General features: G+C 61.6%; 14 protein-coding genes. 8 read left to right on the top strand and 6 right to left on the bottom strand.

Features of this window, described 5'->3' with window-relative positions:
* Positions 1-240: 240 nt before the first annotated feature.
* Positions 241-1,305 carry a 23S rRNA (cytidine(2498)-2'-O)-methyltransferase RlmM gene (rlmM, locus tag CAG00_RS18320; protein ID WP_085589413.1) on the bottom strand — a complete coding sequence of 355 codons (1,065 nt, stop codon included), beginning with the start codon at positions 1,303-1,305 and terminating at the stop codon, positions 241-243.
* Between the two features lie 216 nt (positions 1,306-1,521).
* On the opposite strand from rlmM, the gene acnA reads away from it, so the two are divergent.
* The 3 genes from acnA to CAG00_RS18305 all read left to right on the top strand — a co-directional run bounded on the left by acnA (position 1,522) and on the right by CAG00_RS18305 (position 7,003).
* On the top strand, positions 1,522-4,263 hold the full coding sequence (gene acnA, locus CAG00_RS18315; RefSeq protein WP_085664998.1) for an aconitate hydratase AcnA: 2,742 nt from the start codon (positions 1,522-1,524) through the stop codon (positions 4,261-4,263).
* A 199-nt stretch (positions 4,264-4,462) separates the two neighbouring features.
* Complete coding sequence (locus CAG00_RS18310) at positions 4,463-5,239, top strand: CPBP family intramembrane glutamic endopeptidase (RefSeq protein ID WP_085664997.1); 777 nt, start codon at positions 4,463-4,465, stop codon at positions 5,237-5,239.
* A gap of 198 nt (positions 5,240-5,437) precedes the next feature.
* A complete protein-coding gene (locus tag CAG00_RS18305; protein ID WP_025338303.1) occupies positions 5,438-7,003 on the top strand; it encodes a PAS domain-containing methyl-accepting chemotaxis protein in 1,566 nt (521 codons plus the stop codon).
* A 135-nt stretch (positions 7,004-7,138) separates the two neighbouring features.
* Here CAG00_RS18305 and CAG00_RS18300 read toward each other — a convergent pair whose 3' ends face one another.
* The 5 genes from CAG00_RS18300 to CAG00_RS18280 form a co-directional block, all read right to left on the bottom strand.
* Entirely contained in the window at positions 7,139-8,023 is an 885-nt protein-coding gene (locus CAG00_RS18300) for a pseudouridine synthase (protein ID WP_085664996.1), read from the bottom strand.
* A gap of 51 nt (positions 8,024-8,074) precedes the next feature.
* The gene (locus CAG00_RS18295) at positions 8,075-8,383 is read right to left on the bottom strand and encodes a hypothetical protein (protein ID WP_004376097.1); all 309 of its coding nucleotides are present in this window, start codon (positions 8,381-8,383) and stop codon (positions 8,075-8,077) included.
* Between the two features lie 65 nt (positions 8,384-8,448).
* Complete coding sequence (locus tag CAG00_RS18290; protein WP_085664995.1) at positions 8,449-8,880, bottom strand: D-Ala-D-Ala carboxypeptidase family metallohydrolase; 432 nt, start codon at positions 8,878-8,880, stop codon at positions 8,449-8,451.
* A gap of 108 nt (positions 8,881-8,988) precedes the next feature.
* Positions 8,989-9,228 carry a glutaredoxin family protein gene (locus CAG00_RS18285; RefSeq protein WP_019096182.1) on the bottom strand — a complete coding sequence of 80 codons (240 nt, stop codon included), beginning with the start codon at positions 9,226-9,228 and terminating at the stop codon, positions 8,989-8,991.
* 71 nt (positions 9,229-9,299) lie between these two features.
* Positions 9,300-10,508 carry an ammonium transporter gene (locus CAG00_RS18280; RefSeq protein WP_025338299.1) on the bottom strand — a complete coding sequence of 403 codons (1,209 nt, stop codon included), beginning with the start codon at positions 10,506-10,508 and terminating at the stop codon, positions 9,300-9,302.
* A 313-nt stretch (positions 10,509-10,821) separates the two neighbouring features.
* Here CAG00_RS18280 and CAG00_RS18275 point away from each other — a divergent pair, with 313 nt between their 5' ends.
* The 5 genes from CAG00_RS18275 (at position 10,822) to CAG00_RS28260 (ending at position 15,939) form a co-directional block, all read left to right on the top strand.
* On the top strand, positions 10,822-11,136 hold the full coding sequence (locus CAG00_RS18275; RefSeq protein WP_025338298.1) for a YqjD family protein: 315 nt from the start codon (positions 10,822-10,824) through the stop codon (positions 11,134-11,136).
* 9 nt (positions 11,137-11,145) lie between these two features.
* On the top strand, positions 11,146-11,520 hold the full coding sequence (locus CAG00_RS18270; RefSeq protein ID WP_025338297.1) for a phage holin family protein: 375 nt from the start codon (positions 11,146-11,148) through the stop codon (positions 11,518-11,520).
* Positions 11,517-11,846 (top strand): hypothetical protein, encoded by a 330-nt coding sequence (locus CAG00_RS18265; protein WP_013971682.1) that lies wholly within the window; start codon positions 11,517-11,519, stop codon positions 11,844-11,846. The genes CAG00_RS18270 and CAG00_RS18265 overlap by 4 nt, the downstream gene beginning before the upstream one ends.
* A gap of 189 nt (positions 11,847-12,035) precedes the next feature.
* Complete coding sequence (locus CAG00_RS18260) at positions 12,036-13,367, top strand: deoxyguanosinetriphosphate triphosphohydrolase (protein ID WP_013971681.1); 1,332 nt, start codon at positions 12,036-12,038, stop codon at positions 13,365-13,367.
* A gap of 445 nt (positions 13,368-13,812) precedes the next feature.
* On the top strand, positions 13,813-15,939 hold the full coding sequence (locus CAG00_RS28260; protein WP_139832801.1) for a hypothetical protein: 2,127 nt from the start codon (positions 13,813-13,815) through the stop codon (positions 15,937-15,939).
* Positions 15,940-15,944 lie beyond the last annotated feature (5 nt).

The following is a 15,944-nucleotide window of genomic DNA, read 5'->3' as shown; positions in this document are numbered from 1 at the left end:
ATCATCCGGCCCCTACGCTGCGCTCCGGGGTTCCCTCGCTACGGGCCTGCTCCCGGGAGTACGCGCTGCAGGCCCCATCCATGGGGCCTCAGCGCTTGACGGGCATCCATGCCCGTCACCTCCCTCCGCAGTCCCTTCGCTCGGCCTCCTGAAGTCGCAATCGGCGGCGCCTGAACTATCGCGCGCTTAGAAGCAAAAGCCGAAGCAAGAGCAAGAGCAAGAGCAAAGCGGTTCGCTGTGCTAGCGCGGCTTCAAGTCCAATCGGCGCAGATGGCAGGTCACTTCCTCGCGGTCGTGATACAGCTGCTTGCAAGCAATCGACACCTTGATCTTGCGCGCCTTGAAGGTCGCCTCCATGCGGTCGAGCAGCCGGCGTACTTCGGCATAGCGCTGTTTCATCGGCAGCTTCAGGTTGACCACAGCTTCACGGCACAACCCCTCGCCCAGCCAGGTCTCGATCAGCGAGGTAGTACGCGCCGGCTTCTCGACGATATCGCACACCATCCAGTCCACCGGCTGCTTCGGTTGCCAGGTGAAACCATCGGCCATCAGGTGTTGAACCAACCCGGTGTCCATCAGGCTTTCGGCCATCGGCCCGTTGTCAATGGCGGTCACCAGCATGCCCCGGCGCACCAGCTGGTAGGTCCAGCCACCCGGCGAGGCCCCCAGGTCGACCCCGGTCATGTCATCGCCCAGGCGCTGCTCCCACTGCTCGCGCGGGATGAACTGGTGCCAGGCCTCTTCCAGCTTGAGCGTCGAGCGGCTGGGTGCCTCGCGGGGGAATTTCAGGCGCGGGATGCCCATGGGCCACAGCGCACTGTTGTTGGCCGGGGCAACACCGGCAAATACCCGGCGGCCGCTGATGAAGGTGAGCAGCAGGCGTGGGCGGCTGGGGTCGTCGACCAGGCGCCCGGCCTTTTCCAAAGCCTTGCGCAGCGGCACCTCGAACTTGCGGCAGAAGGTGGACAGTTCCTTGCCTTCGTTGCTGTCCAGCACCTCCAGCCACAGGCTGCCAAACACCGGGAACCCGGCCAGGTGCGCCAGCAGCACACTGATGCGGTCGCTTTCCGGCAGTTCGACATAACCGCCACGGGCCCACTGCCGCGGGAAAATCAGCTGGTTGAAGCGCAGTTCCCCCATCAACCGCTCGGCACCGCCCTCCTCGCTACAGACAAACTCGGCGCTGGCGCTTTGCGGCTTGCCTTTGGCATAGCCGGCAACACCCAGGCGGGCGGCATGTTCGCTGATTTCGGCGCACACCTCACCCTCGAAACCGGGCCGGCAATGCATGAACAGGGTATTCATCTCTCACTCCACTTCGGCTGGCGCGCCACAGGCGCCGGCAGGGCGGCGATGATAAAGGAAGATCGGAACCTGCGACACGCCCCGCCGGTCCAGAAAAGGGTCAGGTAGCGCAAAGCGGTCTAACCTGACCTTTCAGCCAGGTCCGTGCCGTGCGGATCGATACAGAGCGGTGCCACCGGCAGATCTTGCCAGGCACCGGCGCAGAAGGAGTTGGCAATGCCCTCGCTCGATAGCCTGAATACCCTCAAATCCCTACAGGTCGGCGACAAGACCTACCACTACTTCAGCCTCACCGAAGCCGCCCGCCAACTGGGCGACCTGCAGCGCCTGCCCATGTCGCTGAAGGTGCTGCTGGAAAACCTGCTGCGCTGGGAAGACGGCAAGACCGTCACCGGCGACGACCTGCGCGCCCTCGCCCAATGGCTGGGCGAGCGACGCTCCGACCGCGAGATCCAGTACCGCCCGGCGCGGGTGCTGATGCAGGACTTTACCGGTGTGCCGGCCGTGGTCGACCTGGCCGCCATGCGCGCAGCCATGGCCAAGGCCGGCGGCGACCCGCAGCGGATCAACCCGCTGTCACCCGTGGACCTGGTGATCGACCATTCGGTGATGGTCGACCGCTACGGCACGCCGCAGGCCTTCAGCGAGAACGTCGACATCGAAATGCAGCGCAACGGCGAGCGCTATGCCTTCCTGCGCTGGGGCCAGAGCGCCTTCGACAACTTCCGCGTGGTACCGCCGGGCACCGGCATCTGCCACCAGGTCAACCTCGAATACCTCGGCCGCACCGTCTGGACCCGTGAGGCCGATGGCCGCACCTACGCCTTCCCCGACACCCTGGTCGGTACCGATTCGCATACCACCATGATCAATGGCCTGGGCGTGCTCGGCTGGGGCGTGGGCGGCATCGAAGCGGAGGCGGCGATGCTCGGCCAGCCGGTGTCGATGCTGATCCCCGAAGTGATCGGCTTCAAGCTGACCGGCAAGCTGGACGAAGGCATCACCGCCACCGACCTGGTGCTGACGGTGACCCAGATGCTGCGCAAGAAGGGCGTGGTGGGCAAGTTCGTCGAGTTCTATGGTGATGGCCTGGCCGAGCTGCCCTTGGCCGACCGTGCGACCATCGCCAACATGGCCCCGGAATACGGCGCCACCTGCGGCTTCTTCCCGGTCGACCAGGTGACCTTGGACTACCTGCGCCTGTCCGGCCGCCCCGAGGCGACCGTGCAACTGGTCGAGCAGTACTGCAAAGCCCAGGGCCTGTGGCGGAACCCCGGCCAGGAGCCACTGTTCAGCGACAGCCTGGCGCTGAACATGCACGAGGTCGAGGCCAGCCTGGCAGGGCCCAAGCGGCCGCAGGACCGGGTAGCCCTGGGCCAGGTCAGCCAGGCCTTCGACCACTTCATCGAACTGCAACCCAAACCGCTGGCCAAAGAGGTCAGCCGCCTGGAAAGCGAAGGTGGCGGCGGCGTGGCGGTGGGCAACGCCGACCAGGCCGGGGAGATCGACTACAGCCATCAAGGCCAGACCCACACCCTGCGCGATGGCGCCGTGGTGATTGCCGCGATCACCTCATGTACCAACACCTCCAACCCCAGCGTGATGATGGCCGCCGGGCTGGTGGCGAAAAAGGCCCTGGAAAAAGGCCTGCAACGCAAACCCTGGGTCAAGAGCTCGCTGGCGCCGGGCTCCAAGGTGGTCACCGACTACTTCAAGGCCGCCGGGCTCACCACCTATCTGGACCAATTGGGGTTCGACCTGGTCGGCTATGGCTGCACCACCTGCATCGGCAACTCCGGCCCGCTGGATGAAGCGATCGAAAAAGCCATCGGCAGCGCCGACCTCACGGTGGCTTCGGTGTTGTCGGGCAACCGCAACTTCGAAGGCCGCGTGCACCCGCTGGTCAAGACCAACTGGCTGGCCTCGCCGCCGCTGGTGGTGGCCTATGCCCTGGCCGGCAGCGTGCGCCTGGACCTGACCCGCGACCCGTTGGGCACCGGCAAGGATGGCCAGCCGGTGTACCTGCGCGATATCTGGCCCAGCCAGCAGGAAATCGCCGCTGCCGTGGCCAAGGTCGACACGGCGATGTTCCACAAGGAATATGCCGAGGTGTTCGCCGGCGATGCACAGTGGCAGGCCATCGAGGTACCGCAGGCGGCCACCTACGTGTGGCAGGCCGACTCCACCTATATCCAGCATCCGCCGTTCTTCGACGACATCGGCGGGCCACCCCCGCAGATCACCGACATCCAGGGTGCGCGAATCCTGGCGCTGCTGGGTGACTCGGTGACCACCGACCACATTTCCCCGGCCGGCAACATCAAGGCCGACAGCCCGGCCGGGCGCTACCTGCGTGAGCAGGGCGTGGAGCCCCGCGACTTCAACTCCTACGGCTCGCGGCGTGGCAACCATGAAGTGATGATGCGCGGCACCTTCGCCAACATCCGCATCCGCAACGAAATGCTGGCGGGCGAAGAAGGTGGCAACACCCTGCACGTGCCCAGTGGCGAGAAGCTGTCGATCTACGACGCGGCCATGCGCTACCAGCAGGAAGGCACTCCGCTGGTAGTGATCGCCGGCCAGGAATACGGCACCGGCTCGAGCCGCGACTGGGCGGCCAAGGGCACCAACCTGCTTGGGGTCAAGGCGGTACTGGCGGAAAGCTTCGAGCGCATTCACCGCTCCAACCTGGTAGGCATGGGCGTACTGCCGCTGCAGTTCAAGGCCGGGCACAACCGCAAGCAACTGGGGCTGACCGGCAAGGAGAAGATCGATGTGCTTGGCTTGAACGGCGCACAGATCCGCCCGGGCATGAGCCTGCCCTTGCGCATCGCCCGCGAGGACGGGCAGCAGGAGCAGATCGAGGTGCTGTGCCGGATCGATACCGTGAATGAGGTGGAGTACTTCAAGGCCGGGGGAATTCTGCATTATGTGTTGCGTCAGCTGATTGCTGGTTGAGGCGGGTATGCTTGGGGCTGCCGTGCACGCCGATCGCCTGTAGGAGCGGCCTTGTGTCGCGATGGGGCGCGCAGCGGCCCCGCTCGATATCGGCGGCGAAGCTGAAATCTGGGGCCGCTATGCGGCCCATCGCGACACAAGGCCGCTCCTACAGACGACGCGTAGCGGCCCGTTTCCGTTTACCCGAAAAGGACCACTCGTGCCTCGCTTCCGCCTGATCGCACTTTTACTCCTGGCGCTCGGCTACACCCTCGCCCTGAGCCAGGGCAACTTCGGCATCACCACCCTGCCCACCTTTCTCGCCCTGCTTGCCAGCGCCTTGCTCGCTCGCCGCCCCCAGCGCTGGCAACAAGCCCTCGGCCACACGTTGTTCATCCTCCTGGCCATCGCCCTGGCATTGCACTGGCTGCCCGGCTTCAACGCTGCCAAGGTCATCGACGGCGTTGTCCTCAGCCCCGGCGCCCTGCCCTTCACGATGTACCTGAACCTGGACAAACCGCTGATCGGCGCCTGGCTGCTGCTGGCCTGCCCTTGGCTGTTCCTGTGGCGCAGCCAGGGCCTGGCGACCAGCCTGCTGTACGCCCTGCCCCTCACCCTGCTCGCCTGCCTGGGCGGCGCCTGGGCACTGGGCATGCTGGCCTGGGCCCCGAAATGGCCCGACCAGGCCTGGCTCTGGTTGCTGAACAACCTGCTGCTGGTAAGCCTGACCGAAGAACTGTTGTTCCGCGGTTACATCCAGGCCGGCCTGCAACGGCTGCTGCGCCACCAAGGGTTGGCATTGTTCGCCGCCGCCTTGCTGTTCGGCCTGGCCCACCTGGGGGCCGGCTGGCAATGGGTGTACCTGGCCACCCTTGCCGGTGTCGGCTACGGCCTGGCGTACCGCTGGGGCGGCGTGGCGGCGGCGGTGCTCTGCCATTTCGGCCTGAACCTGGTGCACTTCACCCTGTTCAGCTATCCGATGCTGGCTCTTGGCTAGCTAATCGGTCATCATTCGACTCATACGTCATGAAACAGCATTAAAAACGCAATAATGACGCCAACTTGCTTGAACGTGCTCGCTGGCTAACCCGGATCAAGTGATGGCTTATTGCCACAGATCAAGCACATTAATTATTCATTCAATAAAACCAGCGGCTTGCCGATACCTGTCGAAAGCCCTGCGGACTACCAACCCATGCGTAACAACCAGCCGATTACCCAGAGAGAACGGACTTTCCCTGCCCAGCAGCGGTTGATCTCCACCACCAATGCCAAAGGGGTGATCACTTACTGCAACGATGCCTTCATCGAGATCAGTGGTTTCACCCGCGAAGAGCTGACCGGTGCGCCGCACAACCTGGTGCGCCACCCCGACGTGCCGCCAGCGGTGTTTGCCCACATGTGGCAAACCCTCAAGCAGGGCCAGCCGTGGATGGGTATCGTCAAGAACCGCTGCAAGTCCGGCGACCACTACTGGGTCAACGCCTATGTCACGCCGATCTTCGACAACAACCAGGTGGTCGGCTTCGAGTCGGTGCGGGTCAAGCCTACCGCCGAGCAGGTCCGCCGCGCCGAGGCGCTGTACCAGCGCATCAACCAGGGCAAGCCGCCGGTACCACGCCGGGACAAGTGGCTGCCGGTGCTGCAGGACTGGTTGCCGTTCATCCTGATCAGCCAGGTGGGCTTCCTGATCGGCAACTGGCTGGGCCATTCCTGGGGCTTCGCCCTGGCTGCCGGGCTTTCCGTACCGCTGGGCCTGCTGGGCCTGAGCTGGCAGCAGCGCGGCCTCAAGCGCCTGCTGCGCCTGGCCGAACAGACCACTTCCGACCCGCTGATCGCGCAGATGTACACCGACAGCCGTGGCGTGCAGGCGCGCCTGGAAATGGCCATGCTCAGCCAGGACGCGCGCATGAAAACCTGCCTGACCCGCCTGCAGGACAGCGCCGAACACCTCAGCGAACAGGCGCGCCAGTCCGACGAGCTGGCTCACAAGAGTTCTTCGGGCCTGGAACGCCAGCGGGTGGAGACCGAGCAGGTTGCCGCTGCGGTCAACCAGATGGCCGCCACCACCCAGGAAGTGGCCAACCACGTGCAGCGCACCGCAGATGCCACCCAGGAAGCCAACCGCCTGACCAGCCAGGGCCGGCAGATTGCCGGTGAAACCCGCGAGGCCATCGAGCGCCTGTCGGCGGCGGTGGGCGAGACCGGCCAGACGGTGACGCAACTGGCCAAGGACAGCGACGAGATTGGTGGCGTGGTCGATGTGATCAAGGGCATCGCCGACCAGACCAACCTGCTGGCGCTGAACGCGGCCATCGAAGCGGCACGTGCCGGTGAAATGGGCCGAGGCTTTGCCGTGGTGGCCGACGAAGTACGCCAGCTGGCCCAGCGCACTGCCGAATCCACAGGGCAGATCCACGGCCTGATCGCCAAGCTGCAACAAACCGCCAGCAATGCCGTGCTGACCATGGAAACCGGCCATCGCCAGGCGCAGGAAGGCGTCGACCGTGTGATGCAGGCCGACGAGGCGCTGGTGGGCATCAGTGAAGCGGTAGCCAACATTACCGACATGGCCACCCAGATTGCTGCGGCGACCGAGGAGCAGACTGCAGTGGCTGACGAGATCAGCCGCAACATCAGCACCATCGCCGACCTGGCCGACCAGACTGCCGAACAGGCCCAGCACTCGGCGCTGCTCAGCGAAGAGCTGACCAGCACGGCGGGTACCCAGTACTCGCTGGTGGAGCGGTTCAATCGCTAGGGCCCTGTAGGAGCGGCCTTGTGTCGCGATGGGCCGCGAAGCGGCCCCAGGAGTTCAGCGGTGATGCAAAGAATGCCGGGGCCGCTTCGCGGCCCATCGCGACACAAGGCCGCTCCTACAACGACCCCGTCCAGACTACCAATCCAGCTGCAAGCAGCTCTCGAAGTAGCGCTCTTCCCCGCTCAGCGGGTCTGCAAAGCGCAGGCTCTGCGCCAGCAACTTCAGCGGCCGCTGGTAGTCATCCTCTTCGTTGACCAACTGCGGATAGAACGGGTCATTGCAGATCCCCGCCCCCAATGCCGCCATATGCACACGCAACTGATGGGTCTTGCCAGTCACCGGCGACAGCCCGTAACGCCACAGCTCGCCATTCTTTTCCAGCACTTCGGCCAGGGTTTCGCTGTTGGCCTCCCCCTCTACCTCATGCATGCGGAAAAACGGCTCGCCATGTACCAGGCGGCTTTTGTGCACCAGCGGGAAATCGTGCTGCGGCATGGCCGCGGCAATGGCCTGGTAGCGCTTGTCGATACGCCGTTCGGGGAACAGCCGTTGGTAGGCACTGCGGCTCTGCGGGTTGGCGGAAAACAGCACAAGCCCGGCGGTATGCCGGTCGATTCGGTGCAACGGCACCAGGTGCGGGTTGCCCAGGCGGCGGATCAGGCGGCGCAGCAAGGTCTGCTCGACGTATTCGCCAGTCGGCGTCACTGGCAGGAAATGCGGCTTGTCGGCTACCACCAGGTGCTCATCCACATGCAGTACGGTCTCCTGCACCGGGATCGGCCGCTCGTTCGGCACCTCACGGAAGTAGTGCAAACGCATACCGCGCTTGTAAGGCAGTGCGGCAGAAACCGCCCGCCCCTCGGCATCCAGTACCCGGCCACGGGCAAAGCGGTCGAGCCACTGGGCGCGGTCGATGGCCTTGAAATGGTCACACAGACAGTCGAGCACCGTCGCCCAGTTACCGGGGGGCAGGCACACCGTGCTGGCTTGCTGGCGGGCGGGGTCGAAAGGCGTGGTCATGGCAGGGCTCGAAACGTTCACGGCCGCGCATTATCCCCCAAGCCCGCGCCCTCAACCAGCCTGGGCAATGGCCTCGCAGCGCTCCTTCAGCCAGCGCAACACCTGCACCGGCTCCCAGCGCCCAGGGTCGTAGAGGGCATACAGCAACCCCTGGTAGCCCACCACGTCCAGCCCACGGTGGTAGCCGGCACGCTGGAACAGGGCCTCGATCTCGGCGAAACAGGTATTGAAGTGGACCTTGCCGAACGGCGTACGGTCGTCGGTCACCAGGCCTTCGAGGCGCAGTTCCAGAACAGCGTCGGCCACCCGCTCGACGGGCATGCGGTTGACGCTGTACTTGAGTTGCTCGACATTGAGCATGGCTTCACCTCGATACTGTATTTATATACAGCATACGAACATCCCCTTGGCGCCGTCAATGCGCTTCATTGCAGGCCCGGCAGATAGCCGGTGCCTTTGCGGATGGTCAGCACCTGGCGCCGGGGGGCGCTACGCGACACGGCCAGGTGCACCCAGTCATCGAATTCGAGGATCAACTGGTCGAAGGGGATGGCGCTTTCGCTGATCCGGCGCACCACCTCGCGCGGGCTCACTTCAATCACCGTGAAGTCAGCTGCCAGCCCCTGCAGATGCTTGCTCGTCAGCGCCCCGCCAATGCGCTGGTTGACTGCGGGGCTGCGATAGCCGCTGCTGACGATGACTGGTGCACCGAACAGCGCGCGCACCTGCTCCAGTGCATTGCACAGCAACTGCAGGTTGGCACGGGCTTCGGCTGGAGGATTGTTGTCGAGCCCTTCCCTGGCGGCGAGCTGCGAAACGGTCATTTCATCAAGGGTGAAATGGGGGGAAATACGCATGGCTGGGTTCCTGATGACCGGTGAAGGATGCCGGCCTCAACGTGCCGGCAGCGGATCATCACAACGCACCACACTGCATGGAGCAGGGACAGACCTCCCCTTGTGCGATTACTGCGCGAGAAACGCCACCACCTGTTCGGCATCGAACGGCCAGTGCAGCTCGCCGCCATTGTCACAGCGGCGCAGCACCGGAATGATCAGGCCATAGCGTTCGAACAGGGCTTCGTTCTCGGCAATATCGACCAGCTCCACCAGCAGGCCATGGTCGACGAAGGGCATCAGCACGGCCTCGGCCACTTCACACAGGTGGCAGCCGAGGGTGCCGAACAGTTGGCATTCAGGCAGCATGGGGGCAAGTCCGGTTTGGCAGGGAGAAACCTATTCTAGGTCCGTACTGCCGTCCGTGCACCTGACCTGGCTCAATCCTGGCTGGTGGCGCCGATACGGTGCAGCGACAGGTCCGCGCCCTGGAACTCCTGCTCATGGCTCAAGCGCAGCCCGTGCAGCGCGCGGATTGCACCATACACGGCAAAACCGCCGGCCAATGCCACCACCACGCCCATCAGGCTGCCCAGCAACTGGCTGACCAGGCTGACACCGCCCATGCCACCCAGCACCTCCTGGCCGAAGATACCGCAGGCCATGCCACCCCAGACACCGCACAGGCCATGCAACGGCCACACCCCCAGCACATCGTCGATCTTCCAGCGGTTCTGCGCCGCGGTGAAGGTCCAGACGAACAGCGCGCCCGCCACCAGGCCGGTGGCCAGCGCACCAATCGGGTGCATCAGGTCGGAACCGGCACAAACCGCTACCAGCCCGGCCAGCGGCCCGTTATGCAGGAAGCCCGGGTCGTTACGCCCGGCCAGCAAGGCCGACAGGGTGCCACCGACCATGGCCATCAGCGAGTTGATCGCCACCAGGCCGCTGACACCCTGCAAGGTCTGGGCACTCATGACGTTGAAGCCGAACCAGCCGATGATCAGGATCCACGACCCCAATGCCAGGAAGGGAATGCTCGACGGCGCAAACGCCACCAGCCGGCCATCGCGGTAGCGCCCGCGGCGCGCGCCCAGCAGTAGCACCGCCGCCAGCGCCAGCCAACCACCCATGGCATGCACCACCACCGAGCCGGCAAAGTCATGGAACGGCGCGCCGAAGCGTGCCTGCAACCAGGCCTGAACGCCCAGGTTGCCGTTCCACACCACGCCCTCGAAGAACGGGTAGATGAACGCCACGATCAACGCCGTGGCACACAGTTGCGGCACGAAGCGCGCCCGCTCGGCGATACCCCCGGAGATGATCGCAGGGATCGCCGCTGCAAAGGTCAGCAGGAAGAAGCACTTGACCAGCGCATAGCCATGGTCGGCCGCCAGCGCCGCCGCTGGCTGGAAGAAGTTGACGCCGTAGGCGATCCAGTAGCCGATGAAGAAGTACACCAATGCCGAGATAGCGAAGTCGCTGAGAATTTTCGACAAGGCGTTGACCTGGTTCTTGTGGCGCACCGTGCCCACTTCGAGAAAAGCGAAGCCGGCGTGCATGGCCAGCACCAGAATGGCGCCCATGAGAATGAACAGGGTGTTGGAACCGTGGACCAGGGAGTCCATCGCGCTGTGCATGTTTTCCATGAAATAGGCAGACCTGCTGAAAAAGGCACCAGGACAGTTCAAGAACCTGCATCCCTGCACCGAATCGGTGCCAGCCCCCTGCCCTGTTTCGGTGAGCCGGGCGGAGCCTGCGTGGTTTTTTCTTGGGTTTGTCGTGGATTGGGTTAAGGTTTATCGGTATCCGTTGCGCTGGCGCCCCTATTCGGCGCAATACCTGCCTTGGGCGCCCCGCAACGTGGCAAAGCCTTAGCAAGGCCCATACCAGCGCCGGCACTTGAACCTTCCGCGCGTGCTATCACTCGAACTACCAACACTCATCGACAGGGAGACACCCATGGCCAGCAAATCGGCAAAGACTGCACAAGAGATATTGATGGCTGACTTCCAGGCACTGGTCCGCGACACCGAGAAGCTGCTGGCCGACACCGCCAACCTGGCCGGCGACCAGGCTGACGAATTGCGTGAACAGATCCACGACCGCCTGGCCCAGGCCCGCGAAAGCCTGCAGCTGACCCAGGACTCGGTGCGCGAGCGCGGCCAGGCAGCACTGGGCAGTGCCGAACAGTACGTGCAGGAAAAACCATGGCAGGCGATCGGCATTGCCGCTGGCGTCGGCCTGTTGATCGGCCTGCTGGCCAACCGGCGCTAAGGGGTTCCCATGGAGAACGACGCCAACGGCGCCAGCGCCTCGGGCAGGCGCCTGGGCGCGGCTGCCCTGGGGCTGCTGCACAGCCATATCGAACTGTTTGGCATCGAGTTGCAGGAGCAGAAGGGCCGCACCTTGAGCCTGCTGCTGTTCGCCGGCCTGGCCCTGGTATTCGCCCTGCTGCTGCTGACGGCGCTGTCCGGGCTGTTGCTGGTGTTGCTGTGGGACAGCTATCGCCTGGCCGGCATCATCGGCCTGTGCGTGTTCTACGGCATCGCCGCGCTGTATTGCGGCCTGCGTCTGAAGGCAGCAGTGTTCGACGAGTCGTCGCCCTTCGGCGCCACCCTCGAGGAACTTGCCAAGGACCGGGAGCGCCTGTTGCCATGAGCCTGCCAGAACTGCCAAACACCCGAAACCCGCGCGAACTGCGCAAGGCGCTGCTGCGCCTGCGCATGGAAATGCACCGCCAGGAAATCCGCCACGAGTCCGCGCAGTTGCTTGAGCCACTGCGCCGCGTGCGCGGCATGGGCAGCTCGCTGCACGACGGGCTGGGCATCAAGCATGCGCCGCTGTGGGGGATTGGCGCCGTGGTGGCGCTGGGTTTCCTCACCGGCAAGGGCGTGCGCAGCGGCAACCTGGCGCGGCTGTTGCGCCTGGGCACCAGCCTGCTGCCGCTGCTGCGCCTGTACCTGCAAGGCAGCCGCCGCCCCTGAGCGTTTTCCGTCGACTGCACCGACCCTATCGCCGGCAAGCCGGCTCCCACCTCGACCGCATCGGCCTCAAGCCATGTGCAATCCCTGTGGGAGCCGGCTTGCCGGCGATAGGGCCATTACGGGCTTACCCCTTGCGCTGCCCTTCCGGACACCGGAAGCTATACCCCTCGATCCACAGGAGACCGCGCCTTGGACTGGCACACCCTGCTCACCCGCGAACGCCTGGGCAAAGCCCTGTACAGCGCCGATGAACTCGGGCGCAGCCCCTTCCACAAGGACCACGACCGCATCATCTTCTCCGGTGCCTTCCGCCGCCTCGGGCGCAAGACCCAGGTGCACCCGGTTTCCAGCAACGACCATATCCACACACGCCTGACCCACTCGCTGGAAGTCAGCTGCGTCGGCCGCTCGCTGGGCATGCGCGTCGGCGAAACCCTGCGCGACAGCCTGCCGGACTGGTGCGCCCCCAGCGACCTGGGGATGATCGTGCAGTCGGCCTGCCTGGCCCATGACATCGGCAACCCACCGTTCGGCCACTCTGGCGAAGACGCCATCCGCCACTGGTTCCAGCAGGCCGCCGGGCGTGGCTGGCTGGACGACATGAGCGACGACGAGCGCGCCGACTTCCTCAACTTCGAAGGCAACGCCCAAGGCTTTCGCGTACTCACCCAGCTGGAGTACCACCAGTTCGACGGCGGTACCCGGCTGACCTATGCCACCCTCGGCACTTACCTGAAGTACCCGTGGAGCGCACGCCACGCCGACGCCCTGGGCTACAAGAAGCACAAGTTCGGCAGTTACCAGAGTGAACTGCCACTGCTCGAGCAGATCGCCCGCAAGCTCGGCCTGCCGCAACTGGAACACCAGCGCTGGGCGCGCCACCCGCTGGTCTACCTGATGGAGGCTGCGGATGACATCTGCTACGCGCTGATCGACCTGGAAGACGGCCTGGAAATGGAGTTGCTGCAGTACGCCGAAGTCGAAGCGCTGCTGCTCGACCTGGTCGGCGATGACCTGCCGGAAACCTACCGCCAGCTCGGCCCAGGCGACTCCCGGCGGCGCAAGCTGGCGATCCTGCGCGGCAAGGCCATCGAGCACCTGACCAACGCTGCCGCCCGCGCCTTCGTCGAGCAGCAACAAGCCTTGCTGGCCGGCCAGCTGGCGGGCGACCTGGTCGAACACATGCACGGCCCGGCCAAGCGCTGCGTGCTGCAGGCCAAGGACATGGCACGCAACAAGATCTTCCAGGACAAGCGCAAGACCCTGCACGAGATCGGCGCCTACACCACGCTGGAGATTCTGCTGAACACCTTCTGCGGCGCCGCCCTCGAACAGCACGGCGGACGCACGCCATCGTTCAAGAGCCGCCGGGTACTGGACCTTATCGGCAACAATGCCCCCGACCCACACGGCTCGCTGCACAGCGCCTTCCTGCGCATGATCGACTTCATCGCCGGGATGACCGACAGCTATGCCAGCGAAATGGCCCGGGAAATGACCGGGCGCTCCAGCCCGACCTGAGCCCTGCCGGTGCAGCCCGGGCATTGCCCGAAGCTGCACCGTGTATTGTGGGAAACTTCCTACATATACTGACGACAAGTTAAACAGCACGAATAAAAATAAATGAAAAGTTACCAATCACGCTTTGACATCGAGTTAAACGCGCCTGTCTCGTAGCCCGTTTTGTTTTATCTTGTAAGCCATTTCCCATATAGGGCTAATAGCCCTTCCTCGCATGCCCGACGACTTCCAACTGCGATATGGTGCCGCCTGTCACCCTCAATACCCCGCAGGGAAGTTGAACATGCATTCCCGTCATTTTGTGGACACACGACGAACGGACGTATCGATATAATCCCTGCGAAATCAGAGCCTTAAACTACCTGAGGACAATTTTTTGATACCACGAATTTGACACCGCAGTGCAAAGCACTACGATTCGTTCATTAATTCGGAGGGCTCTGCGATGCACTCATACGAACTGACCCCTACTCAAATCGTATTCCGCGCAGAATGGCCCGGCAAAAAAGGACTTAGGGAAACCAAAATTCACCGACCGACTCTCACATCCGAAGAAAGCCTTCACATGCTTTGCCGGCATGTACTAGAACTATGCAACCGAGGCACCCGTTTTTCAGCCGCACAGCGTATTAGAGTTCTGAAGCACTTGCTACGTTTCGCCAGAAAAGCATCAAAAACAATCCCTGAACCCGGAGATTCTAATTGGCGGACTTTCATCTATGAACACTTCATTTTTCATTTGTCTCACACAGAAAAACTGCGAGGGAGTGATGATAAATCGGATGAGTCATTACGCTTTGAGTGGCGGGGATCCCTTGTACTATACAAACATCTAAAACATAAAGGAATTATCCCCCGCAACATCGTTCTGCCGCTTATGAAGGAAGTTGGATTTAGTGGAGATGAGGGCGGATTGGATGTTCTAGACTCATGCGAAGAACAGCTTTGGGATCTGACAGATCCTGAAGTGCTCTGGCCGAAAACATTTCTAGTAGACAAAGAACTCAACATAACAACCGACAAATTTCTTGAAAACCTTCAATACAAATTAACAAAGCGCTCAGAGGGAATAATCAGAGCCTGCAGGAGTTACTGGGACAAACTAATTTACTGCCAAGCTATTGGTGCAAGCCTGATAAATTCTATACCGACCTCGAAAATTGAGCAGGTTTTAGAATCTGGCGATTTCTACATAAATGGAAAGCATATTGCCGACCCGCGAAATCCAGACGGAGTGGCTTGGTTTCTTTCAGTTATCGATTACTATTTCATGCACACGAGCGAGCTGAAATTTATTTCATATGAACTTATGAAAGAAATACCTTTTCTGCGACCGATTTGCAGCAGCCATAAAATCTTGGCGCGAATGAATAAACAGATCAGAGAGATTGCAGGAGAATACGGCGTACCCATGACTCGCATTAATGAGACATTGAACCGACTTCTGGGGCACATCTCAGCGAGGGATTGTGCCGCCGCCGCTGCAATTTTAATCGCCGAAAACCCTAGATTCACATCTATCTCGCTCCAAGAAGCAAATTACCTCTCGACCACTGACAAACCAGTACATTACTACAACAGTGATCTAGACTGCTTAATGTGGAGCGTCAGTAAACCACGTGCTAAAACGCGTAAAGCCTCACCTTTAACCCCAACCAGCCTGCAAATCTATACAGATGTAGTTCGCGCCACATTTAAGGCTCGACTGCACCTCATGCGCAATAACAACCCAGACTACAGAAAGTTGTTTTTGACATCAAGCTTCAACTGGGTTGGTATGAATACCGCCATTAATACCATGTTCACCGGCCCTCAAGGCTTTAACTTATACACAGTACTTGAGGCTGAATTAATCGAAGCTGGAGTTTTCAAGGAAAGTTTCTCTTTAAAAAGAATAAGAGGAACACAAGGTCTAATTGCCTTCCTCAAAGAAGGCACATACCAAGCCGTCGCGACTACGCTGGGAAACTCCATTGCAGTTGTCAAAGCTCACTATATACCTAAGTGGTTGATGTCTCGCTGGAATATTCGAATATTAAGGGTATTCCAAACCAAACTCATAGTATTAGCCACCAAAAATAAGCCCTGGCAAATTGAAGCGAGTGACTTCCTAACGAAGGAAGATCTGTTTGAGTTTGTCACAACCTCAGCAATTGAAGCCGACACCTCTGATCCAATCTCAATGGAGCTCAAACGCTATGCGAGAGAAATCACCGAGGATGCAGCGAAATTTTTAATCGAACCTCTGCTTCGGCACAAAGTCATTTTAAATCTAGACCCACTTGCATTCGCTGCCACCTTTCTGTTTGCAGAAATGCATAACCTAGCCAAAGCCGGAAACAAGCAATATCGAGATGAAAGAACCGGTATTTCGGCAGAGTCTTTGGTAACCCTTGCAAATCTTTTGCATGCAACCTATGAATCATGCCTAAATAATAAATCATGCCATCCAATCATCAATAACATTACTGGGCTTTCCGCGCCGAGCTTCCAACGAATATACACGCAAGCATTAAAGATCAAATCCGAACTTTCACAAAAAGTCTCAAGCGCAACTGCCAGCGCAGCTTAGAGCTT

It is taken from the genome of Pseudomonas sp. B5(2017), assembly GCF_002112825.1.
In the GTDB taxonomy this organism is placed as follows: domain Bacteria; phylum Pseudomonadota; class Gammaproteobacteria; order Pseudomonadales; family Pseudomonadaceae; genus Aquipseudomonas; species Aquipseudomonas putida_Z.
The sequence above is the reverse complement of the archived record's forward strand: the minus strand, read 5'-3'. Positions and strand labels throughout refer to the sequence as shown.